The sequence below is a fragment of the Ureibacillus sp. FSL K6-3587 genome, assembly GCF_038593165.1.
Lineage (GTDB): Bacteria > Bacillota > Bacilli > Bacillales_A > Planococcaceae > Ureibacillus > Ureibacillus suwonensis.
Genome location: NZ_CP151969.1, coordinates 1646974 through 1670767, shown reverse-complemented (window position 1 = coordinate 1670767; position 23794 = coordinate 1646974). Strand labels below are relative to the sequence as shown.

Sequence of the window (23794 nt, the reverse complement as noted above, 5' to 3'; positions counted from 1 at the left end):
CTCCGTCTTTTCCAATGTTACATCTCTCCCTTTTCGAGGACATAAAGTTCATAATTCGGCATCGTAAGTGTACCGTCAGAGGCTTTCAATTGAATCGAGGAAGAATCCTTTTGCAAGATTTTCACTTTCCACCCGTTTTCCGTTTTTACGACTCCGTCTTGTTTTGTCATTGATTTTGCTATCCAGCTTAACAATGTTTTTCGAATGTGCGGTTCGATCACCGGCAACTCTCGTAATACGATTTTATTGTCTTGAATGAGGTTCTCTAACTCTTCTTTCTCACGTTTTTTCTCAAGCAAAAATTTCTCCTTCATCTCCTGTTTCTCTTTTTCATGTGTTTCGATCGCTTCCGGCTTTTTCTTTTCACGGTAATGGCGAACGCGAGGCTTTACCGTCCATTCTGTCGGCTCTTCTTCCCAAATATCGCGATAAAAGTTTTCTGTTGCATCGTTCTCTGTTATGAGATGCTTTGTATGGAAACAGCCGAAAACAACAGAGGATAGTCGGTGGGCGTCTACTAAACTCGGAAGCTCGGAAAACCACTTTGCTAAATGGAGAAAATCTTTCTTGCGGCTGCGGAAATTGTGATGACGTTCCCCCAGCCTTTGCACGACCCGGGTCATGCGGCGAATGGCTTCATTCGTTTGGTGCTGAAGAAAATACAATTCGCTTTCACGTCCTTCTCTGCCTAAAAACCATTCTTTTAGACCTTTCCATTTTTCGAATAAATCTTCTTCAAGTTGTTTTTTCGTCACTTCCATTTCTTCTAATCGAGGAATCGTCATTTGATAATCAGCAACAATTGCGACTAGTTTGTGAACATCATCTTCTCTGATATCTTCCAACAACTTTTCAATTTTTAACGATGTTTTCTGTAAGGCAACGATGAAATCACGTAAATATGTCGTAAATTTTTCTTTATATACAAGAAAGGCTTCCGACATCATTCGTTCTTCCGTGTTCTCACTGTTAAGGTAAGCGATGTAATCTGCAGAATTTTGAATGATTTTTTTGAAATAATCGAATGTTTCTTCCCAATTTTGATTAATCTCTTCTCGTTTTTCTTGAAAATCGTTTTGTATAATATTTTCTATCCGAACGAGTGAAGAGTATAAACGGTCAAAACGCGTTTTTTCTAAAGATCCTCCGAATGAATCCCCTAGCTTCTCTAACGTGCGGATCATCCTCTCAATTTCAACCGTGTAAGGACTGCATTGATAACGAAACCGTTTCTTTTTAAATTCTTCGATTGTGCGAATATTCACCGTCTCTTGCCGAGCAATTAAGTTTTTCCATTTGACAAGCTGATCTAAATCCTGCTGGAGATCGTCGTCCGTATAGTTCTGAAACTCCTCATGTTCTTTTAAAAATGCAAATACTTCTTCAGGAAACAAATATTGCCGCATTCGTTCATGCTGCATATAAAAATATCGTAAAATCGCCCGATAGCGATAAGCATTGTCCGTTGCCAAATACTTTGCCTCAGAAATCGGCTTCAGCCATGAAGAATCCATTATGCATCACCTTATAAATTATGTTTTTATTTCTATTGTAATAGATTTGCAGAGAGATTGAGATAAGATTTTGATGGGGATTTTTTTGATGTTTTGATTTTTTGGGTATATTTCGTTTTTACGATCTGTTTTGTAAGCGTTCGCCAACCATCTCATCCTGTTTGTGTGTGCCTCTTTTGTTTTTTAAAACCCTTTCAACACTTTTAATGCTTGTAAATCGGTGTTCCTGCCGTTTTCCGAAATACTCCCGGCAAGCGGTGATCCACGCGGTTCCATCTCCATTCAGAAAACCAGTCCATCATCGGGTCATAGGTCATATCGCTGCTCTATTTTATATCCATAAAACGCTTCAAGAGAATATAATGTCTTTTCTAAATAGCCTCGCTCCCACCCGCGTCTTGCTTGGAGAATGAGAGCATACTTTCTTAAAGCAGATTCCTTCATTCTTAACTAGGTACACACGTCTCTCAGTTCAATCAATATTAGTCCTTCGTCTATATCACTAGTCAAAACACCGATACATTCTGTTATAACACTGTTATATAATCATTCTATTGATGTTTCGGCATAACCTGCAAACGACAAAATAATGAGAATGTATAGCGGAAAAAATATTGAAGCTTTAACAAACTTTATGATCATGACGTGATACAATCCTATGTTTCCTGATTTAGTGGTAGTGAGAGCTGATGTACAAGGTTACATTTTTGATATTCTAGAACCACACGACCCCAGCCGTAAGGACAATTATCCCAAGGCAGTTGGCCTAGCAAAATTCGCAGAGAAACATTTGGATAAATTTGGAAGAATTCAACTTATCCGGCAAAAGAAAGGATTAGACGGTCGTGAACATTTCTATAGACTTGATATGGCAAAAGTAGCTGTTAGAAATAAAGTTCGTGGCATTACATCAAACGAGGAACTTGATAGAATTTTTGATACGGATGCTGAGCGAGAAGATTAAATTATACATCCATCCTGCACCCTCAACCCCCTGTAAAAAAGGGGGTTATCTAATCTGGTAACTCAACTATTAATTTTCTGGACGGTTGATATGTTCCCTCAAGCAACCAAAATAAGGGTTTCCTGACATTGCCACATCCGGCAGATCGGCTTCGGGAAAAACTAAATGTCTGGAAACCCTTTATTTACAAGCTTTTCTGTTCTTTATTTCTAAACCCTTGACATCAATGTGACGCACTCAACATGTGTTTTGATAGAAAGGTGATAAATTTTCACAGAAAAATAAGGGAGTATTTTAATTTTACCCCCTATGAATTCAAGATGAACGCTTATAACTTTGCTTTAACAGAAACATTATATATTTTTCTATTTGAAATATTCTATTTTTTATTCTCAGACTCTATCAGTTCTATCATTTTAATAAAATAATTATATACTTCTGTACTTTTATCAAATATGTTTTCTAAGTCTTTTTTCCCACTTTCCAAAACATCTTTTTCCGAAAACTTTTCATTAAAAATAATTGCTAAAGTATATTGCATTTGTGAAGCCACATTTAACATTTGTTTTCCTGTATTTTCTGCTTTTAAATAATCAGAATATACTGATACAAAGTGTTCCGGAAAAACACTAATTAAATAACCATAAAACCACAAATAATCTCCGTCATTTGAATATTTCTCAGTTGCTATTTTAAAGGCATCTAGTAATATATTTTCTGCTTGGTTTAAACATTTTTCTAATTTTGGTGATAATCTTCCCCATTCAGCCATAACATACCAAGTGTAAAAAGAAATTCTGAAAAGATCATATTTCTCAACTGTTTTTAAATAATCTTCATTAATAGCATCAAAAAAACCTATAAGTTCTTCCCATTTTTCATTTTTTATAATTCTCTCTAACTTATCTAAATCCATTGTACATCATAACCTTTCAAATAATATTCTATTTATTTCTTATTTACCCATGCATCGCTAATTTTCCATATACTATCATTTATCTTTTGAAATGTTACTGTTACTGTTTCTTTCCCAACTTTTAAAACTCTTTTATATGCAGAACCGTATCTGCTTTCTGTTCCTTTTTTCATAACTTTTTCTATTATATCTCTTACTTTTTCCCATGTAATTGTTCCCTTAATAATTTTATCCCAATCATGTTTTGGATCTTTTATATGTCTTTGCTTATTAGGCTGTCCACCTAAATCTTTTAAAGCTTTATCAATTATTTTTTCTTCCGCTCTAGCTTCAAACCAATCAACAACTTTGTTATATAACCAAGTACCTGCTGCTATTACTGTACCACCTAGTCTGGAAACCCTTTATTTGTAGGCATTTTCAGCCTTCTATTTATTCACCCTTGACATCAAGACGACACACTCAACATGCGTCGTCTGCGGAAACATGTCCACTGGGGTAATCTCCATCGTTTTATATCCCCCGTCTTCCAAAATGCGCAAGTCCCGCGCTAAAGTGGAAGGGTTGCAGGATACATACACCACCCGCTTTGGTTTGAATTCGATGATGGTGTTCAGCAATGCCTGGTCGCAGCCTTTGCGGGGTGGGTCGACAACGAGCACATCCGCACGTTTTCCTTCCTGATACCAACGGGGAATCACTTCTTCCGCCGGGCCCGCTTCAAAATACGTATTGGTAAATCCGTTCAGTTCCGCATTCCGTTTGGCGTCCTCGATGGCTTCCTCGACGATTTCGACGCCCATCACTTGTTTCGCTTTTTTCGCTAGAAATAAGGAGATTGTTCCGATACCGCAATAGGCATCAATTACTGTTTCTTCACCCGTTAACCCTGCATACTCCAACGCTTGATTATATAATACTTCTGTTTGCACAGGATTCACTTGATAGAAGGAACGAGCAGAAATTTCAAATCGGATATCGCCGATTGTGTCTTCTATTGTCTCTTTCCCCCAAAGCGTCATCGTTTCTTTTCCTAAAATGACATTCGTTTTTTCACTGTTCACATTTTGTACGATGGATGTGACGTGTGGAATGAGTTTTCGAATCACTTCCACCGCCGCATCCTTCTGAGGAAATTTGCGTTTTTTTGTAACGAGCACCACCATCACTTCGCCGGTAGCTCTTCCTGTCCGTACAATCACATGGCGCAACATTCCCTGATGGGTCGTTTCATTGTATGGCTCGATCCCGATCTTCTCCAGCTCTTTTTTCAAATTGGCCATGATGATATCCGCTTCACTCATTTGGATGAGGCAGCGTTCCATATCCACAATGTCATGGGTTCTTGATTTGTAGAATCCCGCAATCGGACCGGACTCACCCATCGCAAACGGAATTTGCGATTTGTTGCGGTAATTCCAAGGGTGTTCCATTCCTTTAATCGGACGCACCGGCGCTTCGATTTTCCCGATGCGTTTCATCACATTGCGGACCATGTTTTCTTTCCAATGCAATTGGCCTTCATAAGATAAATGCTGCAATTGGCAACCGCCGCATTTTCCAAAGTACATGCAAGGCGCTTCCACCCGGTCCGGTGAAGGTTCTTTCAATTCAACAATTTTCGCAAAGCCGTAGCTTTTTAACGTTTTTAATACATGCACTTCCGCGGTTTCTTGAGGCAACGCTCCATGGATAAATAATGGATACCCATCCACTTTCCCCACGCCTAAGCCATCATGGGTCAAATCTTCTATATAAACCGTTACTCGATCATTTTTCTTTACGGGTGCTGTCATACATTCCGTCCTCCATTTCGTTTTTCTTTGTCGCACGGAGTTTTTATTAAAATCAAACAAATATTATTCTACCTCAAAATAGAATAAGGATATATTGAAATTTCATTTTTTCCGAACCGCTTGTAAAATTGAAGTATCACTATGTATTGGGTGGATGAAGATGGACTTTTATCTTGTCGCATTGTTTTGCCATTACCTTTCATAACACGGAAGAAGCCGTTTGGTTGCCGGAATGGTCACAACAAGCTTCGATGTTTCATAAACCCGTCACCCCGGGAGAATTTCATTTTGCCGTGATTGTCATTACTATCCTGGCTTATTTATCCGCATTTTATTTTTTCTATAAGCCTGAATCAGAATTGGCAAAATGGTTTTTCATCGGATTTTTAGGTTCCATGATCGTGAATGCGATTTTTCCGCATCTTATTACAACCATTTTGATGAAACAGTATGCCCCCGGGCTTCTCACAGGATTGTTCCTGAACCTTCCCATCAATACATTCATCATCGTTCGAATGTTCCAAAACCATTATATTACTTGGAAAGAGCTTATCATATCGACCATTGCGGTTGGAAGCCTTCTACTCACCTTGATTCCGTTATTATTTAAAGCGGGCGGAAAAATGGCTTCTTCCCGTGAACCCAAATAAAAAACTCCCGCAGTTTGAGCGGGAGTTTATTTTTCTTCTTCCCTTACCCCTTGATCCAAAGGGGCCGTAAAAAAGGCGACCACCAACGAAAGCAGGACCATCAAAAAAGGGGCCACAAACATCATAAATTCATTCATCGCAAACCCTCCTACGCATGAAAATCTTTTTGGTTCCCCGTCACGTACTCCTTGTTAAACACAAACAACCGGAATATTAAATAGAGGGATGGAATGAGCAGGCAGAGCCCTGCAATAAAGGCAATGACCAACGCGATGGCCATTTCCTGATTCGTGAATCCTTCGTAAATGGTCAAATATGGATACAACAAATACGGATAATGGGAAATGCCGTATGCAAAAAAGGCGAATAGAAACTGAAGAATCAACAATCCGACCGAAAGCCCGAGACCCCGTTTCTTCCACAACAGCCAGACCGTCAACAAAAATAAAATTGCGGAAACGCCAAACATCGGCCAAATGGAAATCATATTTTGGAACCGGTCCGGGTTATGCTCCTGCATTTGAATAATGATCGCCGCCGCCATTAACATTAAGGGACCCGACCATGTGAGTGCGTATTTTCTCATCAGTTCAGAAGCATTCAGATCTTGCGCCTTCCATGCATACCATGTTAAAAACACGGCGGAAATATACAGTACGCTGGCAATGCTTAAGAGAACGATGCTCCACGTCAAAGGGCTTGTGAAAAGCGCCCAATAATCAAGGACAGGGGAGCCGTCAACGATCTCCACAAATCCCCCTTCCGAAATCGTCAGCACGACGGAAAGGGAGGATGGAATCAATAAGCCGGATACCCCATACGCGAAGGCATATCCTTTATGCCCCCTCGACCCGTATGATTCAAAGGCGTAATATGAACCCCTGATCGCCAATAAAATGATCGCAATGCTTACGGGCACCAACAAAACCGTGCCGTAATAAAAGGCGGTTTTGGGAAAGAACCCGACGATGCCGACAAAGAAAAACACCAAAAAAACGTTGGTCACTTCCCATACCGGCGATAAATACCGCTGAATGATGTTCGATAAAATATGGGATCTTCCCGTCAATAAGCTGTACGCATTGAAAAAACCGGCGCCAAAATCAATGGAAGCCACAATGACATATCCGAAAAGAAAAATCCATAACACGATTATTCCCAACACTTCAAGACTCATCGTCCGACCCCTTTCATTTCAGCCATCCGGTCTTCGATTTCCCGCTCAATCGGGTTTAAACGGTACATTCTTCTTAATACAACGACACTTCCAATCCCCAAAACAAGATATAAAATGCAGAATAAAATAAACATCAGATCCACCTGATCGCTTGTCGTCGCGCCTTCCGCTGTCCGCATATATCCCCGTAAAATCCACGGCTGTCTCCCCACTTCCGCGAGCCACCAACCCGCTTCAATGGCGATGATGGTTAATGGCCCGCCCAGAACGGTAACCCATCGGAACCAAGGACGGTGAATAAACCCCCATCCCCTCCATACTCCTGCCACATACAGAACAGACACAAGTATCATTGCCGTTCCAATCAACACCATGAGGTTAAATAAATAATGGATATAAAGCGGCGGAATTTCATCTTCCGGAAAGTCGTTCAGCCCGGTCACTTCCGCCATTGGATTTCCGTAAGCCAAAATGCTCAACAGATAAGGGATTTCAATGGCAAATTTAATATTTTGCTCCTCATCCATGAATCCCATTAAAATGAGAGGAGCCGCTTCTTCCGTTTCAAAATGCCATTCGGCTGCGGCCAATTTTTCCGGTTGATATTCCGCCAAAAACTTTCCTGAAAAGTCGCCGATGACCGCTGTGGCGATGGAGAAAATCAAGCCCATCTTCATCATGAGAAACAGCGATTTTTTATAATAGGGATGATTTGATCCCCTCAACAACCGATAGGCTGCAATGGATGCCAATAAAAAGGCGGAGGTCATGTAGGCGGAAGCTAAAACATGGGCCACTTTCGTCGGCATGGATGGGTTGAACATGGCAACAAGCGGCTGGATGTTCACAAGTTGACCGTTCACCACTTCAAATCCTTGCGGCGTATTCATAAACGAATTCACGATGGTGATGAAAACGGCGGAAATGGATGCGCCAATGGCAACCGGAACGAGAAGAAACATATGCTTTTTTTGATTATCAAACCGGTCCCACGTATATAAGTAGATCCCCAAAAAGATCGCCTCAAAGAAGAAAGCGAATGTTTCCATGAACAGCGGCAGTGCAATGACTTGTCCTGCCAGCTGCATAAAATTGGGCCACAGCAGGGAAAGCTGCAAACCGATCGCCGTTCCGGTCACCACCCCGACGGCCACCGTGATGACAAATCCCCTCGTAATCCTTCTGGCCAGGAGAATATAATGTTCATCGTTCTTCTTCATCCCAACCCACTGGGCAATCATAATCATTAAAGGCACTCCAACGCCAATCGTTGCGTAAATAATATGAAAGGTTAACGTCAGCTCTGTCAACAACCGGCTCCAAAACACGGCGGGCTCGTTCATTCGTGGCACCTCCTAACTGCCGAAGATTCTCCCGATGATGGAAAGAAGCATAATGATGGCAACGCCAAAGGATAAATAAATCAACCATTTTTCCTGCTTTTTATACATTTTCTATGAACCCCTTTCATCCCCAGTTATTTTGCGTCAATAAAAAAAAACTATACAAACGCTTCATAGCATTTGTATAGGTTCTTCCATCGGGAATTACACACGGTCGAGTTCACGGATATTATCAATCGGCACAAACACTTCAATATGCCGTTTCAAGTTTTGGAAAGTGGCCGGCGCTTTTCCTCCCAATTCACCATCCAAATTGATCAGCACTTCTTCATCGGACGTCACTTTCACGATGCTGGCTTTGCGATAAATGACATTCGGGTCGCTTAAATGTTCGCCGCGGAGAGCCGATGTCAGCACTTTGATGAAATCGGCCAAACTGCATTTTTTCAAAATCATCATCGTGAATTTGCCGTCATTGATGCTGGAATCGGGAGCGATTTTTTCAAAACCGCCGACGGAATTCGTAAGGGCGCATAAGAAGGCCATCACTTCCCCTTCGAATATTTCATCATCAATTTCAAAGCGCATGTTGGTCGCTTTGATGGAAGGAAGCATTTCGAGCCCTTTCAAATAGTATGCCAACTGACCCAAAACCGTTTTCATTTTGCTTGGCACTTCATAGGTCAATTCCGTGATGCGTCCACCGGCTGCGATGTTGATGAAATAGCGCTCCTCATTTAATAATCCAACGTCAACCGGGATTGTGTCACCTTTTACAATGACATCAACGGCATCCTCAATTTTTCTCGGGATATGGAGGGCACGGGCGAAATCGTTCGTTGTCCCCATTGGAATGACACCGAGTTTCGGACGATTTTCAAATGGACTGATTCCGGATACGACTTCGTTTAATGTGCCATCCCCGCCTGCTGCAACAACAATATCAAATCCCCGTTCCACCGCTTTTGCGGCTGCCTCCTTTGCATCCCCTGCTCCCGTCGTTGCATGGCAGGAAGTTTCATAGCCGGCCATTTCCAGCTTCTCCAGCACTTCTGGTAAATGCTTTTTGAAAAGTTCTCTGCCTGATGTTGGATTATAAATAATTCTCGCTCTTTTCATATTTTCGCCATCCTATTTTATTATCATTTAATTTATCAACGCTTATGTAATCAGGAAAGTTCCAGGATCAAAAAGAGATTGAACAATAGAAAATTCCCCGTCCAGTGGAAGGGAATTTTTTCTTTCTATCGATGTTTATTTAAGACAACATCTCTATTATAACTTTTTTCATATCTTCATAAACCCATTTCGCGCATTGCGGGTCTTTGACAAATTTCTCCTGCAATGTAGTATACAATTCTTTTTGCTTTTCTTCAAATGTTGGATCATCTTTTTCCGGCAATTTTGCTCTTGCTTCCACCACCATTTGCTGCAGTTCAGGTGCTCTTGGCCCCCATTTTCCAATTACTTGTCCGTTTTGATCGAGAAATAAATAGATTGGAATGGCCCTTCCTCCGTTTGTCAAGTAACGGTCGATCAAGTCTGTGTCTTCATCCCGGTAAACGCAGCGAATGTCTAGTTGGGCAGCTTCGGCAATTTTGCGGATGATCGGGTTATTGAGCATGGCATCCCCGCACCAATCTTCTGTAATGGCTAAAATGCGCGGCTTTTTTTCTTTCAGTAAGGCGATAAGTTCGTCATTTTCATCAATCGTAAAATTGTTGTAGATTTCATAGCTTCCTTCTTTTAAATTCGTTTTCATTCTGTCCATGTATTCCGCTATGGAAATCCCTTGTTCAAAATATTGTTGTTCTGTTTTCACGTGATAACCCCCTTTTGTTCTATTCTGCATGGAAAGGGAGGGATTGGCAATGTTTTTGATTTTGCAGGAGTTGAGTAGATATTTATAAGAGTGAGGATAGTATCCGCACCAAATGTGGTTCCATCCGAACTAATTGCTGTTGTATATGCACTAATTGAGGAAGTAAACGCACGAAACGAAGCAGTATCTGCACCAAATAAGAAGGTACACGCACTAAATAGAGCAGCATCCGCACGAATTAAAGTAGCAAATGCACGAAATGGGTTCTCATCCGCACCAAATGGGAAGATACACGCACTAAATAAAGCAGCATCCGCACGAATTAAAGTAGCAAATGCACGAAATGGGTCCTCATCCGCACGAAATGTGGAAGTAAGCACACTAAATAAAGTGGTCTACGCACGATTTGCAATTCTACAATCCTATCAACTATCAGATAAAGCCCTCATTCAATTCAAATAATGAAAAGCCGCATAAGCCATAACAGCTTATGCGGCGCAGAAAAACCTCTTAACTTATCGTTTATTAATTTCTTCAAGCAATAATTTGTTGACCATTGGCGGGTTGGCTTGTCCTTTAGTCGCTTTCATGATTTGACCTACTAAGAAGCCGATTGCGCGGTCTTTACCGTTTTTGAAGTCTTCGATGGATTGCGGGTTGTTGTCAAGCACTTCTGTAATAATCGGAAGAAGTACGTTTGGATCTGAAATTTGAACCATGCCTTTTTCTTTGACGATTTTTTCAGGGTCTCCACCGTTTTTCACTAATTCATTGAACACTTTCTTCGCAATTTTGGATGAAATTGTGCCGTCTGAAATCAATTTTACTAATCCTGCCAAGTTTTCAGGCGTTAATTTTGTTTCCGTGATTTCCACTTGTTCTGCATTCAAGTATCCGGAAACGTCGCCCATCAACCAGTTGGCGGAAAGTTTTGCATCGGCGCCCAATTTCACCATTTCATCGAAGAAATCTGAAAGTGTTTTGTTTACAACCAATACGTTTGCATCGTATTCAGTTAAGCCAAGTTCTTCGATGTAGCGTTTTTTGCGGGCATCTGGAAGCTCAGGAATGGAAGCTTTTACGCGTTCCAACCATTCATCATCAATCACAAGATGCACTAAGTCCGGTTCTGGGAAGTAGCGGTAGTCTTCCGCTGTTTCTTTGACGCGCATCAAGATCGTTTTGCCTGTTTTTTCATCAAAACGGCGTGTTTCTTGTCTGATCACGCCACCGCTCATTAAGATTTCCGCTTGGCGTTTTTGTTCGTATTCAAGTCCTTTACGAACAAAGTTGAAAGAGTTCAAGTTTTTCAATTCCGTTTTTGTACCGAATTCTTTTTGTCCGTATGGGCGAAGGGAAATGTTCGCGTCGCAGCGCAATGAACCTTCTTCCATTTTCACATCGGATACGCCTGTGTATTGGATGATGGATTTTAATTTTTCCAAATATAAGTACGCTTCTTCAGGTGTGCGGATGTCCGGCTCAGAAACGATTTCCAAAAGCGGAGTCCCTTTACGGTTGAAGTCTACAAGGGAGTAGCCATCGCCATGCAACAATTTACCGGCGTCTTCTTCCATATGAAGGCGTGTGATGCCGATCCGTTTTGTATAGCCTGGTTGACCGTCTTTTTCCGGAACTTCGATTTCAATCCATCCATCATAGCCGATTGGTTTATCATATTGGGAAATTTGGTAGCCGCTCGGATTGTCCGGATAGAAATAGTTTTTCCGGTCAAATTTCGTATGTTGGTTGATTTTCATGTTTAAAGCCAAAGCCGCTTTCATTGCGTATTCCACAACGTTTTTATTTAAAACAGGAAGCACTCCCGGATATGCAAGGTCGTAAACTGTTGTATTTGTGTTTGGCTCCGCACCGAATTGGTTTGGTGCAGTCGAGAAAATTTTGGATTCCGTTTTTAATTCAACGTGTACTTCTAGACCAATGACTGTTTCAAAGTTCATATTATTTACCCTCCAATCTAGGAGATTGTTTATGGAAATCTGTTGCTTGTTCAAATGCGTATGCAGCGCGGTATACCGTTTCTTCATCGAAGTGTTTGCCGATGATTTGCAAGCCTAATGGCAAGCCGTTTTCAAATCCGCATGGAATCGAAATTGCAGGTACCCCCGCCAAGTTGATTGGAATTGTTAAAATGTCGTTTGCGTACATTGTTAATGGATCGTCAATGTTTTCGCCGATTTTGAATGCTGGTGTTGGTGTTGTTGGACCAACGATCACATCATAATCTTCAAACACTTTATCGTAGTCTTGTTTGATTAATGTACGGACTTGTTGCGCTTTTTTATAGTAAGCATCATATGTGCCGGCAGACAAAGAGTACGTACCAAGCATGATGCGGCGTTTCACTTCATCGCCAAAGCCTTGGGCGCGTGTTTGTTTGTATAATTCCAACAAGTTTTTCACGCCTTCAGCACGGAAACCGTAGCGGATACCGTCGAAACGGGCAAGGTTGGATGAAGCTTCTGAAGATGCCAGGATATAATAAGTCGCCAATGCGTACTTGGAGTGAGGAAGGGATACTTCTTCCACTGTTGCGCCAAGACCTTTGAACACTTCAAGGGCATCCATTACGGATTTGCGTACGCCTTCTTCCACACCTTCTCCCAAGAATTCTTTTGGCACGGCGATGCGCAACCCTTTGATATCACCATCCAATTTGGATGCATAGTTAGGCACTGGCACATCTGCGCTTGTGGAATCGTTAGGGTCCACGCCGGCAATCACTTCAAGCAATAAGGCATTGTCATATACATTGCGGGTGATTGGCCCGATTTGGTCAAGGGAAGATGCGAAGGCAACGGCTCCGAAACGGGAAACACGGCCATATGTCGGTTTCATTCCCACAACGCCACAGAATGCGGCAGGTTGACGGATGGAACCGCCTGTATCTGTACCTAATGCGAATGGCACTTCACCCGCTGCGACACTCGCTGCAGAACCGCCGGAAGAACCGCCTGGCACACGTTCAAGATCCCAAGGGTTTTTTGTCTTTTTATAATAAGAAGTTTCTGTTGAAGAACCCATGGCGAATTCATCCATGTTGAGTTTACCAATTGTGATCATGCCTGCTTCGCGAAGCTTTTTCACCACTGTCGCGTCATAAATCGGGATGAACCCTTCCAAAATTTTAGAAGCGCAAGTCGTTTCAAGGCCTTCCGTCACGATATTGTCTTTTATGCCGATAGGAAGACCGAACAATGGTCCACGTTCACTCACCGGCACTTGATCTTTTTCATTTGCTTCTTCAAGTGCTTTTTCTTTGTTTAAGGCAAGAAACGCTTGTACATCTCCATCGACTTCTTCGATTCTTTTATAGGTTTCATTGATCAAATCGACAATTTTAAATTCACCTTTATGTAAACCTTCTTGTAATTCTTTCGATGAACGTTCTAACAACGTCATGAAGTTCCCTCCTTTAATATGGGTATCGATAAAATTGGAAAATACAAGCATCTATTTTTACAAACACAAAAATAATGGCCGCTGCCATTAAACAATCGAATTTATTCTTCTAAAATTGGCGGAACTTTGATTAAGCCATTTTCATGTTCTTTTACATTCAAGAGCACTTTTTCAAGCTCCAAGCCTTTTTTGGCCACGTCTTCACGCATTACGTTCACGATTGGTAACACATGGGAAGTTGGCTCCACATCTGTTGTATCCAATTCATTTAATGTTTCTACATATTCCGTAATTTTCCCGAGCTGTTCAGTGAACTTTTCCGCTTCTTCCTCGGAGATTGCCAAACGAGCCAAGTGGGCAATGTGCTTTACTTCTTCCTTCGTCAATTTTGCCATTGATTACACCTCCACATTTCATAAACCTGGCAATAATAATACCATTTTTCGATTGAAAAATCACACGTTTATTGGAAAATCCCATAATAATACGATTACTTTTCAATTATCTCCAAAAAAAGCATATTTTCAAACACTTCTTCAAATAAATTCAAACAATTTGAAACAGTGTTACGTCATCCGCAACACTGTTTCCCATCACATTTGATTCATTTTTGGCGCCAATTTCAGTAATCATAAATGTGTACAAAAGGCTCTTTTTCATTTCGATCTTTTATGATCACCGCTTCCGGACCGTTGATGGATGTAACGCTTACTTCAATATCAACACTATCCGGGAATCTTTTCATAATAACGCCTGTCAAATATTGAGTAAAGCCGATAATCTCTGTCGTGCCATAAAATTGGATCGGCACCTCAACCGACAATTTGACCAGCTGATTGTTTTGATAAAACCCTTTGCCTATCACATTTGTATAGTTGGAAAAATATTTTAGAATATCTTGTTTAAAGTTCAGGAATTTCGTATTCGTATCTCGGTAGATGTCTTCCGGCGTTGACATAGGGAAGGTCACGTATTTTTCATTGATGCCAACCCAATCTCCCAAATCACTTTTTCCCGGCTTTGCCACGCTGTAGGCAAAATAAGTTCCAGGAACAATGGAATTGCGGGCTTCCTGTTTAAATAAAGCGACTAAGATTGGCACATCCTGCAATTCTGTACGGGCACGCAAGCGGCGGACCACTTCCTCCGCCATTTCTTTCCCTTTTTTCTCCAACTCCGCTTGAGGAATTGGTTCATCATACCATTCGCCGTATTGTTCTTTTTGATAATAATATATGGAATTCAGCGCGAGGCCGATGGAGATCCCTCCAAGGGCCACTTTATTGTCGCTCGTTTTCTTTAAGTAGTTTTGTTCAATAATATGCGCTAAATAAATTGGCGCTTCTTTTGCCCGTTTTTCAGGATCCATGCCGTCTTCCGCCGGAGGATTCAATCCTTCTTCATTTTTATTGCTCCGTGACAGCCAATTGGTTACCGTTTCACTGTCCAAATATTGGCCTTCTTGGAAATAGTAGCTGTCGGTGCTGTATTCGTTTTGCGAAATGCGCATTAATCCTTCTTCCGCTTCTTTAATGTCGTATTTCGTATAAATATTGGACACGACAAGGCCACGGGCTGCGCTCTCTTTATATGGTATGAGCGTTTTATAATAACTTTCGTCTAACTGCATTTTTGGGATGATTGTCGTTTCAACTTCTGCTTCAGATTTTTGATTTGGTCCAACCACTTCCGTATCTTCCCGAACGGAAGGTACACAACCTGCAAGCATTGCAACAACGACCATCGCCGGTATCCAGCGAAATCGGTTCATTGCCTGAATCCCCTTTACTCTTCTAATTGTTCAATAAAGCGATTTTCGTCCCAAACTTCTATTCCCAGTTCCTGCGCTTTTGTCAATTTTGAGCCTGCATCGGCTCCCGCAATGACAAGATCCGTCTTTTTGCTTACGCTTCCTGTCACTTTACCACCTAACTCTTCTATTTTCGCCTTTGCTTCGTTGCGTGTCAATCGTTCCAATTTTCCTGTCAATACGACCGTTTTTCCGGCAAACGGGCTATCCGCTATTGTTGTGCTGGCTTTTTTGCCTTTGTATGTCATGTTGACGCCGGCTTCTTTCAACCGGGCAATCAATTGTCTCGCTTCCTCTTTTTTGAAATAGGAAACCACCGATTGGGCTATTTTTTCGCCGATTTCATGAATGGCCACCAATTCTTCTTCTGTTGCCTCCATGATGCGGTCCATTGTTTCGAATTCCTCCGCAATGAGTTTTGCCGCTTTTTCGCCGACATGGCGTATGCCGAGGCCGAATAATAAACGCTCCAATGAATTTTCTTTTGAACGTTCAATGGCATTGACCAGATTGGTTGCGGAAAGCTGTCCCATCCGATCCAATTTGGTCAGCTCGTCCACTTTTAAAAAGTAAAGATCCGCCACATCCCGAATATAGTTTTCTTTTAATAGCAATTCCGTAATTTTATCCCCTAAGCCGTCGATATTCATCGCATTTCTGGAAGCGAAATGTTTAATGCCTTCCGCAATTTGCGCAGGGCATGCAGGGTTCACACAGCGGATCGCCACTTCATCATCAATGCGGATCAGTCCGCTTCCACAGGCAGGGCAAGTTTTTGGCATTTCATAAGGAACGGTGCCTTCCGGGCGCTGTTCCAAAATGACACGGACCACTTCCGGAATGATATCGCCCGCTTTATGAACGATTACGGTATCCCCGATTCGGATGTCTTTTTCGCGAATCAAATCTTCATTATGAAGGGAAGCCCGGCTGACAGTCGAACCGGCCAGTTTTACCGGCTCCAAAATCGCTGTTGGCGTCACAACTCCCGTACGGCCAACTGTCCAGTCAATATGAAGCACTTTTGTGATGGCTTCTTCCGCAGGGAATTTATAAGCGATCGCCCAGCGCGGACTTTTTACGGTCGTTCCCAGTTCTTCCTGGTGGGCAAATCGGTTCACTTTCACGACAATGCCATCGATTTCATAAGGCAAGTTTGGACGTTCGGTTGTCCACTTTTTAATAAACGCCAAAACATCATCAATTGTTTCACAAAGCGTCCGTTCTTTATTAACGCGGAAACCGAGGGATTCCAAGTAATCGAGCATTTCCGCGTGGCTGTCAATTCCGTATGCTTCCCCGTCTCCGCCGATTCCGTAAATAAAGGTCGCCAAGTTCCGTGAAGCGGTGATTTTTGAATCCAATTGGCGAAGGGAACCGGCAGCGGCATTGCGGGGATTGGCAAAAAGGTCTTCGCCATTTTCTTCCCGCTCCATATTTAATTCCAGAAAAGACTTTTTCGGCATGTAGGCTTCCCCGCGCACTTCGATTGTTACAGGCTCTTTTAATCGCAACGGGATATCTTTGATAGTTTTTAAATTCACCGTGATGTCTTCGCCCACTGTTCCATCGCCGCGGGTAGCTCCTTGTACAAAAATGCCGTTTTCATATCTTAATGAAATGGCGAGGCCGTCGATTTTCAGCTCACACACATAGTTGTATTTGTCGCCAATGGCCTGGCGGATTTTCCGGTCAAAATCCCGCAAATCTTCTTCGTTAAAAGCGTTGGATAAACTCAACATCGGGTATCTGTGGGTCACTTTATTGAACCCTTCAAGCGGTTTTCCCCCGACCCGCTGTGTTGGGGAATCGGGATAAATGAGTTCCGGGTGCTCCTTTTCAATCGCCATCAATTCTTGCATCAGCTGGTCATAGACGGCGTCCGGCACCAATGGATTATCCAACACATAGTACGCATGGGCATATTCATGCAACAATTTATTCAATTCAGCGACGCGTTTTTCAAGGTCTTTATCTTTCATCGTCATCCTCCACAATTTGCGAAATGTTCTCTAAGCTTTTGTAATTGGGGCAAATTTGGCCAAAAGCCGCTTGATTCCTTTATCCGGAAAAGCGATATCCAATTCCAAATCATCGCCTTCCCCTTTTACGCTGACGACAACGCCTGTACCCCATTTCCCGTGAATGGCTTTGTCTCCCACTTTCCATTGCATTTGCTCACCGCCTGTCCGTTGAGGTGTGGCGAATTTCGCTTTCGGTTGGACGTTCATTCGGGCATTATTGGAAGTTTTCTTCTGTCCAAATGGCAATCTGTCTTCCCTGTATTCAAAACTGAAGGATTTGGCATCCAGGATGTCCTCTGAAATTTCATCAATGAAACGGGAAGGCGGGTTGGAATTCGGACGTCCAAAAAGGGTGCGGAAAGAGGCGCAAGTCAAATATAGCCGTTCTTCTGCCCGCGTGATTCCCACATAGGCCAAGCGCCGTTCTTCTTCCAACTCCTCTTTGACACCAATGGAACGGGAATGCGGGAAGATATTTTCTTCCATTCCGATGATGAATACGACCGGAAACTCCAAGCCCTTTGCCGAGTGCATCGTCATCAAGACAATGCTTTCATTTGAATTGTTTTCTTCATCCAGTGAATCGATATCCGCGATCAAAGCAAGATCCGTTAGAAAAGCGACAAGGGATTTATCTTCGCTTCTTTCTTCAAAGGCTTTTGTCACGGATAAAAACTCTTCCAGGTTTTCCAGTCTGCTTTGGGATTCGATCGTGTTTTCCTTCTCGAGCATTGCCCGGTATCCGGACTTTTCAATAACTTCTTCCACCAATTCGGTCACGGATAAATAATCCTGCATTTTTGAAAATCCTTCAATCAAATTGCGGAAGTTTTCAAGGGCGTTCATTGCCCGCGGCGTCAAACCAATGGAAGAAACCTCATAAAGCGCTTTAAAAATGGATAGATCATTTTCAATGGCATATGTGGCAATCTTTTCAAAAGTGGATGCTCCAATGTTCCGTTTCGGTTCATTGATGATGCGGGCCAATGATAGATCATCGTCATTGTTCGCAATGAGACGCAAATAGGCAAGCAGGTCCTTGATTTCTTTCCGATCGTAGAATTTCGTGCCGCCGACGATCGTATATTGCAAATTCGATTTCACTAACACTTCTTCCATTGCACGGGATTGGGCATTTGTGCGGTAGAGGATGGCGAAATCCTTTAACGTGCGCCCTTCCGTTTCCATCAATTCTTTGATTGTTTTCACGACGAATTGCGCTTCATCCCGTTCATCGCGGGCTGTATAAAATACGATTTTTTCTCCTGTTGGATTCTCTGTACGCAGCACTTTCGGATAGCGGCTTTCGTTGTTGGAAATGACATCATTGGCCGCCTGCAAAATCCGTTTGGTGGAACGGTAGTTTTGTTCCAGCAAAATCACTTTGGCATTCGGATAGTCTTTTTCAAAGGATAAAATGTTCCGAATGTCCGCACCGCGCCAACGATAAATGGACTGGTCGGAATCCCCTACAACACAGATGTTTTTAAATTTCGATGCGAGCATTTTGACCAGCTTGTATTGGGAGTGGTTCGTATCTTGATACTCATCGACATGAATATACTGGAATTTATTTTGATAATATTCAAGAACATCCGGCACTCTCTCAAACAGTGTAATCGTCATGATAATTAAATCATCGAAATCGAGGGACTGGTTTTTCCGAAGGGTTTTTTCATACGCTTCATACACTTCCCCCGCCATTTTTTCGAATGGGTTGAATGGATTCGCATTCTTTTTATATTGTTCCGCTGTGATACATTCATTTTTGGCGGAACTGATGGCAGATAAAACGGATCTTGGATCATATTGTTTCGTATCAATATTGAGTTGTTTAAAGACGTTTTTAATGGCCGTCAACTGGTCGGAAGCATCGAGAATGGAGAAGTTTTTGGAAATGCCGATGCGATCAATATGTCTTCTCAAAATGCGCACGCACATGGAGTGGAAAGTGGAAACCCACATGTTTTCGGATATGCCGCTGCCAAGAAGTGCATCAATCCGCTCCCGCATTTCCCTTGCTGCTTTATTCGTAAAAGTGATCGCCAAAATATTGGATGGATACACTTGTTTTTCTACAATCAAGTATGCAATCCGGTGGGTCAATACCCTTGTTTTCCCCGAACCTGCACCAGCCATGATGAGAAGGGGGCCTTCTGTCGTTTTGACCGCTTCCTGTTGTTGTGGATTCATTCCGTTCAATAAATTTTTTGTCAACTGTTCCATGGTGCACCTCACTATACCAAACGTTTGTTCTATTATACTACAATGCCGTTATTTTCTCATCGGTCACTTTGACAAGCTTTTCACTGCCTCCACCGTTTTCAAGGCTTCTTTCAAATCTTCATAAATGACATTTCCAACAACGACCGTGTCAGCAAATTGGGCCATTTCTTCCGCCTGGGCCGCCGATTTGATGCCGCCGCCGTAAAATAATCGCGCGTCCTCCAGCACTTCCTTGACGGCTTTGACGATTTCTACATCCCCATATGTACCGCTGTATTCCAAATAAAAGATGGGCAGTTTAAAGTAATTTTCCGCAAGTCTTGCATAAGCAATGACGTCCTCTTTCGATAAATTGGCATCGGCTTCCGTTGCCCCTGCCGCTTTGCAATCCGGATTCAATATAACATAGCCTTCCGCGATCAGCTCGTCCCAAACCATGATGTCTCCGTATTCTTTGATGGCAGCATGATGCAAATCTTTTACCCATTTTGTATTCGTGCTGTTTAATACGGTTGGAATCAGATAATAGTCAAATCCGGGCGTGATGGATTCGATCGTGGATATTTCCAATGCGACCGGTACAGAATATCTTCTAATCCGGACAAGCTGTTCGAGCACGTTATCCAACGTCACATCATCCGTTCCGCCAACGATGATGACATCTGTGCCGGATTCGCATACCTTTTCCAAATCTTCATCCGAAAGTTCTTTCGATGGATCAATTTTAAATGCATGTCTCCAATGTTTAAAATCCATAAAGGTCTCACCTATTCCTAATCATATTCTGTGCTTATTAGTATATCTCAAAGTTGTACTTTCCGAAATTCACAACTTCATCATCCACAAAAGCGGACAGATTTTTCATCGGCGTGGATGCACAAAAAAGTTGCCTTCGCTTTTGAAGCGTAAGACAACCTGATTAAGGGTTTATTTTTTTGGTTCATATGGTTTTTCATCGGGATATAAACGGCTCAACATTTCCTCATATGCGTCGTTGCCATAATCGAAACAGCGGCGCACCCGGGAAATGGTTGCCGTGGAAGCCCCTGTTTCCTTTTTGATTGTTTCATACGTTTTTTTCAATCTCAACAGGTGGGCCACTTCAAATCGTTGAGCCATCGACTGGATTTCGCTGATTGTGCATAAATCGTCAAAAAATCTATAACATTCTTCAAGGTCCCGTAGTTCCAATATTGCTCTGAATAGTTGATCTGTCTGAGGACCACGAATTTTATCAACCTGCATTTTCATCACCCTTTCAACTTTGCTGGTCAGAAGCTGTGTAAGTTACAGAAGCATCGATTCCTGGATTTGTTGGAACAAAATGAATCCATGTATGACCTGGTACAAATTTCACTTCACTGCCGTCGCTTTCCACCGCCGTTAAAACGCCATCCTTGTTTTCCCATCGAACGACCCGCATCATTCCCTGTTGGAAGAGATATGCGCTTCCGCCCGAATAAATATCGATGTCACGGCGGCCTTTATCGTCAATCACCGTATGCGCCATTTCAAATATTAATACATTGGATACCTTCACCGGTTCTCCAGTCAATAAATCCGTCGTCACTGTCCCACCGGAAGAACGGGTATAGGTGTTGCTGGCAGAATCATAGGTATAGCTGCTGTTAAAGTTTTCATTCCTGCCGTAACGGACTTGTATTTTGTCTGCTTGCACACCGGTTTTAGGACTTTCTTCTTTATCATAATAAGTATACGATACTTTTTTCTGATAGAGAAGTGAAGCGTTCACTTTTTCCGCCGCAGCTTCCAAATTGTCGGTAATAAAATAGGAGTTATGCGGTGCCACCCGATCTTTGGAGCGCTTGAAGAATGAGCCATCGTAATACATTCCGTTGATGTTGTCCACCATGCCGCTCTCAAGCATCCGCTTTGCTTCAGGGCTGAAACCATGGGCAATGTAGAAGGCGTCAAGTCCTTCCGCCAGTTCAACGAAGTAGGAGCGGGCACTTCGGATTGGACCGATTTTCTCAGGAAATTCCGATTGGTACAGTGCCAAAAATCTTGTTACATCCCCTTCCGCAAGCATCTCATAAACGACATCCGCACTTGCTATGCCGGATTGGGGACGGGCAGCGGGGTGATTATTGATTGTCGCAAGAACAGGTCTCATTGTGATCTCTTCTGAAAGCATTTCTCCCGTGAATGGCGCCGGATACAATTCTTCCGTTTCTTCTTCAATTGGTTCAACCGGTTCCTCTGAATCTTCTATGCTTTTTTCTTTATCTCCACATGCCGCAAGCAGCGAAATGCTGGCGAAAACACAAAACAACGCTTTTTTTGAAATCATGCTTTTCATCCTTTCAGCTAGCGCATCACAGAAGGAATCATAACCTCTTTTTTCATGACGTCAAAAATTCCCTTTTGTGTGATGCGAATATAAGGTAAATGGGTTGATTCTAAAAAGAATAATGTATAAATCGCATCGGTATGCTTATATCCTCTTTCTCTTAAGGCAGCTTTCAGCGCGGCTTCTTTTTCTATCAACTCTTCCATGTTCCCGATATAGAAGTTTCCGGCGCCGGCCAATGGGAGCGACACAATCACTTCATTGTTTTCTGTGAGGACAATACCGCCCTTCATCTTTTTCATTTCGTGAAAGGCTTTCATGATATCCTGCTTATTTTTTCCGATTAAAACGATGTCTCCGGTATTGGGATGTGAAGAAGCAAACCCTCTTACATTCTTTGCAAAGCCTTTCAGCATCGTATTAATTCGCCATTTACCCTTCCGATCTATTAAAATCAATAAACTCTCATCGGAATCAGGAGAAAGTTCATTTTTGTGCAATGGGAAATTGACGGAATAAGGTTTTGTAATCACATCGTTCACTAATTCAATTCCAATTGGCGTTGATAATTGGAAATCATCATCGGTTAAATCGAAGCCGATTTCAAGTGGTTCAAAATACTGATTCCAATCGATTTCCGGCAAAGACTGCACTTTTTGTCCTTCTTTTTTCAACCAAACTCCTTTGGATAATACCGATTCAGGATTTGGATGGAATTCATCCGTCAAAATGTTCAACGTGGCAAATCTGCCTGTCGCAATCATGCCGTGCAAGTGGGATAAATTATAATATCTTGCAATATTGTAGGTCGCCATGTTATACGCATCAATCGGATCGACTCCGGTATCGAGCGCCTGCCGGATGCACATGTCCATCACGCCATCACGATGGAAAACAGGGGTTGAGCCATCTGTTGTCATCATGAGATGGTCGAATATATTTAACTTTTTCTCCAAGATCCCTTTTAATAGATTTGGAAGATCAGGACGGATGGAGGAATATCTTAAAGTGACCCCATAGCCATGTAAAATGCGTTTTTCCACATCCTCTGCCGTCATTGCTTCATGATCGCCGTCCGCTCCAAGAAGCTTCATTCTCACAAGGGTTTTTTCCGAAGCGCCCGGAAAATGCCCTTCAATTTTTTTCCCTTTTTTCTTCGATGACTGGATCCAATAGAGCATCTGGTCGTCGCCGCGCAACAGGCGGGGCCATCCTGTCAATTCCCCGCCAAGCAATACGTCGTCCCTTTCAATCCATTCAAAAATCGATTTATTTGTAAAAATCTGATCTTCATTTTCCATTTCCGTTTGCGAATCGTAGCGGGTCCACCAGTAAAAAGCAAATGGATATTTACTCAGCTCATCCAACAGTGAAAACGCTTTCTTGGTCGGGAGTTGTAAAGCAAAGTGCTGGTTGTCGCTGATAAACATCGTTGTCCCAAATTGGGCTGCATAATCTGCAAACGACACCGGATTATACAGTTGGAATGGGTGAACATGCGGTTCAATATAACCTGGTACAACCGTCTTTCCTTCCAAATCGATCACTTCGGCTTCAGATACGTTTTCCGGCATTTCTTTTCCCACATAAATAATCCGGCTCCCTAATATCCAAATATTTCCATATAACCATTGTTTTAACACACTATGTATGTATCGTGCATTTTTCAAAACGATTGCTGGCGATTTTTTTCCTTCGATGACTGCAACTTGATCGCGGATTTCTTGTATTTTCCAAAACGATTGTGGCATTTGTTACACTCCCTTCTATTATATATAAATTATTTATTTCGTTTATTTGCGTTTTATTCGCACATAC

Annotated in this window: 20 protein-coding genes; 3 read left to right on the top strand and 17 right to left on the bottom strand. The window is 42.3% G+C overall.

Going from position 1 to position 23794, the window contains the following annotated elements:
• Positions 1-17: 17 nt before the first annotated feature.
• Positions 18-1514, bottom strand: a complete 1497-nt coding sequence (locus NSS77_RS08165; RefSeq protein ID WP_340715080.1) for a TIGR02677 family protein — start codon at positions 1512-1514, stop codon at positions 18-20.
• Positions 1515-2172: 658 nt separating this feature from the next.
• Between NSS77_RS08165 and NSS77_RS08160 the strand changes: the two genes are divergently transcribed.
• A complete protein-coding gene (locus NSS77_RS08160) occupies positions 2173-2478 on the top strand; it encodes a hypothetical protein (RefSeq protein WP_342471141.1) in 306 nt (101 codons plus the stop codon).
• 379 nt (positions 2479-2857) lie between these two features.
• Here NSS77_RS08160 and NSS77_RS08155 read toward each other — a convergent pair whose 3' ends face one another.
• Together NSS77_RS08155 and rlmD are read right to left on the bottom strand one after the other, a co-directional pair.
• Positions 2858-3394 carry a hypothetical protein gene (locus NSS77_RS08155; protein ID WP_003515960.1) on the bottom strand — a complete coding sequence of 179 codons (537 nt, stop codon included), beginning with the start codon at positions 3392-3394 and terminating at the stop codon, positions 2858-2860.
• A gap of 428 nt (positions 3395-3822) precedes the next feature.
• Entirely contained in the window at positions 3823-5190 is a 1368-nt protein-coding gene (rlmD, locus tag NSS77_RS08150; protein WP_342471140.1) for a 23S rRNA (uracil(1939)-C(5))-methyltransferase RlmD, read from the bottom strand.
• Positions 5191-5360: 170 nt separating this feature from the next.
• Between rlmD and NSS77_RS08145 the strand changes: the two genes are divergently transcribed.
• Positions 5361-5840, top strand: coding sequence for an HXXEE domain-containing protein (locus NSS77_RS08145; RefSeq protein ID WP_342471231.1), 480 nt, complete (start codon positions 5361-5363; stop codon positions 5838-5840).
• A gap of 148 nt (positions 5841-5988) precedes the next feature.
• Here the strand turns inward: NSS77_RS08145 and NSS77_RS08140 are convergent, their stop codons facing one another.
• From NSS77_RS08140 to NSS77_RS08125, 4 genes are all read right to left on the bottom strand, one after another.
• Positions 5989-7017 (bottom strand): cytochrome d ubiquinol oxidase subunit II, encoded by a 1029-nt coding sequence (locus tag NSS77_RS08140; protein ID WP_342471139.1) that lies wholly within the window; start codon positions 7015-7017, stop codon positions 5989-5991.
• A complete protein-coding gene (locus NSS77_RS08135) occupies positions 7014-8360 on the bottom strand; it encodes a cytochrome ubiquinol oxidase subunit I (RefSeq protein ID WP_342471138.1) in 1347 nt (448 codons plus the stop codon). The genes NSS77_RS08140 and NSS77_RS08135 overlap by 4 nt, the downstream gene beginning before the upstream one ends.
• A 204-nt stretch (positions 8361-8564) precedes the next feature.
• Entirely contained in the window at positions 8565-9479 is a 915-nt protein-coding gene (locus NSS77_RS08130; RefSeq protein ID WP_328216001.1) for a diacylglycerol kinase, read from the bottom strand.
• A gap of 139 nt (positions 9480-9618) precedes the next feature.
• The gene (locus NSS77_RS08125) at positions 9619-10182 is read right to left on the bottom strand and encodes a thioredoxin family protein (RefSeq protein WP_342471137.1); all 564 of its coding nucleotides are present in this window, start codon (positions 10180-10182) and stop codon (positions 9619-9621) included.
• A 90-nt stretch (positions 10183-10272) separates the two neighbouring features.
• Here NSS77_RS08125 and NSS77_RS08120 point away from each other — a divergent pair, with 90 nt between their 5' ends.
• Complete coding sequence (locus NSS77_RS08120) at positions 10273-10644, top strand: hypothetical protein (protein WP_342471136.1); 372 nt, start codon at positions 10273-10275, stop codon at positions 10642-10644.
• Between the two features lie 53 nt (positions 10645-10697).
• Here NSS77_RS08120 and gatB read toward each other — a convergent pair whose 3' ends face one another.
• The 10 genes from gatB to NSS77_RS08070 all read right to left on the bottom strand — a co-directional run bounded on the left by gatB (position 10698) and on the right by NSS77_RS08070 (position 23727).
• Positions 10698-12143, bottom strand: a complete 1446-nt coding sequence (gene gatB, locus NSS77_RS08115) for an Asp-tRNA(Asn)/Glu-tRNA(Gln) amidotransferase subunit GatB (RefSeq protein WP_342471135.1) — start codon at positions 12141-12143, stop codon at positions 10698-10700.
• 1 nt (position 12144) lies between these two features.
• Positions 12145-13605, bottom strand: a complete 1461-nt coding sequence (gatA, locus tag NSS77_RS08110) for an Asp-tRNA(Asn)/Glu-tRNA(Gln) amidotransferase subunit GatA (RefSeq protein ID WP_342471134.1) — start codon at positions 13603-13605, stop codon at positions 12145-12147.
• Between the two features lie 101 nt (positions 13606-13706).
• Positions 13707-14000: an Asp-tRNA(Asn)/Glu-tRNA(Gln) amidotransferase subunit GatC gene (gene gatC / locus NSS77_RS08105; protein WP_342471132.1), complete on the bottom strand. Its 294-nt coding sequence runs from the start codon at positions 13998-14000 to the stop codon at positions 13707-13709.
• Positions 14001-14227: 227 nt separating this feature from the next.
• Positions 14228-15376, bottom strand: coding sequence for a CamS family sex pheromone protein (locus NSS77_RS08100; protein ID WP_342471131.1), 1149 nt, complete (start codon positions 15374-15376; stop codon positions 14228-14230).
• Between the two features lie 14 nt (positions 15377-15390).
• Entirely contained in the window at positions 15391-17397 is a 2007-nt protein-coding gene (gene ligA, locus NSS77_RS08095; RefSeq protein WP_342471130.1) for an NAD-dependent DNA ligase LigA, read from the bottom strand.
• 30 nt (positions 17398-17427) lie between these two features.
• Positions 17428-19665 carry a DNA helicase PcrA gene (gene pcrA, locus NSS77_RS08090; protein WP_342471129.1) on the bottom strand — a complete coding sequence of 746 codons (2238 nt, stop codon included), beginning with the start codon at positions 19663-19665 and terminating at the stop codon, positions 17428-17430.
• 63 nt (positions 19666-19728) lie between these two features.
• Positions 19729-20421 carry a heptaprenylglyceryl phosphate synthase gene (locus NSS77_RS08085; RefSeq protein ID WP_342471128.1) on the bottom strand — a complete coding sequence of 231 codons (693 nt, stop codon included), beginning with the start codon at positions 20419-20421 and terminating at the stop codon, positions 19729-19731.
• A gap of 171 nt (positions 20422-20592) precedes the next feature.
• Positions 20593-20910, bottom strand: coding sequence for a YerC/YecD family TrpR-related protein (locus NSS77_RS08080; protein WP_141603113.1), 318 nt, complete (start codon positions 20908-20910; stop codon positions 20593-20595).
• 13 nt (positions 20911-20923) lie between these two features.
• The gene (locus NSS77_RS08075) at positions 20924-21976 is read right to left on the bottom strand and encodes a DUF3048 domain-containing protein (protein WP_342471127.1); all 1053 of its coding nucleotides are present in this window, start codon (positions 21974-21976) and stop codon (positions 20924-20926) included.
• A gap of 17 nt (positions 21977-21993) precedes the next feature.
• Positions 21994-23727, bottom strand: a complete 1734-nt coding sequence (locus NSS77_RS08070) for an adenine deaminase C-terminal domain-containing protein (protein WP_342471126.1) — start codon at positions 23725-23727, stop codon at positions 21994-21996.
• Positions 23728-23794: the final 67 nt, after the last annotated feature.

Coding starts and splice junctions, on each gene's coding strand:
- NSS77_RS08165 (WP_340715080.1), bottom strand. CDS start 1,514: ATGGATTCTTCATGGCTGAAGCCGATTTCTGAGGCAAAGTATTTGGCA.
- NSS77_RS08160 (WP_342471141.1), top strand. CDS start 2,173: ATGTTTCCTGATTTAGTGGTAGTGAGAGCTGATGTACAAGGTTACATT.
- NSS77_RS08155 (WP_003515960.1), bottom strand. CDS start 3,394: ATGGATTTAGATAAGTTAGAGAGAATTATAAAAAATGAAAAATGGGAA.
- rlmD (WP_342471140.1), bottom strand. CDS start 5,190: ATGACAGCACCCGTAAAGAAAAATGATCGAGTAACGGTTTATATAGAA.
- NSS77_RS08140 (WP_342471139.1), bottom strand. CDS start 7,017: ATGAGTCTTGAAGTGTTGGGAATAATCGTGTTATGGATTTTTCTTTTC.
- NSS77_RS08135 (WP_342471138.1), bottom strand. CDS start 8,360: ATGAACGAGCCCGCCGTGTTTTGGAGCCGGTTGTTGACAGAGCTGACG.
- NSS77_RS08130 (WP_328216001.1), bottom strand. CDS start 9,479: ATGAAAAGAGCGAGAATTATTTATAATCCAACATCAGGCAGAGAACTT.
- gatB (WP_342471135.1), bottom strand. CDS start 12,143: ATGAACTTTGAAACAGTCATTGGTCTAGAAGTACACGTTGAATTAAAA.
- gatA (WP_342471134.1), bottom strand. CDS start 13,605: ATGACGTTGTTAGAACGTTCATCGAAAGAATTACAAGAAGGTTTACAT.
- gatC (WP_342471132.1), bottom strand. CDS start 14,000: ATGGCAAAATTGACGAAGGAAGAAGTAAAGCACATTGCCCACTTGGCT.
- NSS77_RS08100 (WP_342471131.1), bottom strand. CDS start 15,376: ATGAACCGATTTCGCTGGATACCGGCGATGGTCGTTGTTGCAATGCTT.
- ligA (WP_342471130.1), bottom strand. CDS start 17,397: ATGAAAGATAAAGACCTTGAAAAACGCGTCGCTGAATTGAATAAATTG.
- pcrA (WP_342471129.1), bottom strand. CDS start 19,665: ATGGAACAGTTGACAAAAAATTTATTGAACGGAATGAATCCACAACAA.
- NSS77_RS08085 (WP_342471128.1), bottom strand. CDS start 20,421: ATGGATTTTAAACATTGGAGACATGCATTTAAAATTGATCCATCGAAA.
- NSS77_RS08080 (WP_141603113.1), bottom strand. CDS start 20,910: ATGCAGGTTGATAAAATTCGTGGTCCTCAGACAGATCAACTATTCAGA.
- NSS77_RS08075 (WP_342471127.1), bottom strand. CDS start 21,976: ATGATTTCAAAAAAAGCGTTGTTTTGTGTTTTCGCCAGCATTTCGCTG.
- NSS77_RS08070 (WP_342471126.1), bottom strand. CDS start 23,727: ATGCCACAATCGTTTTGGAAAATACAAGAAATCCGCGATCAAGTTGCA.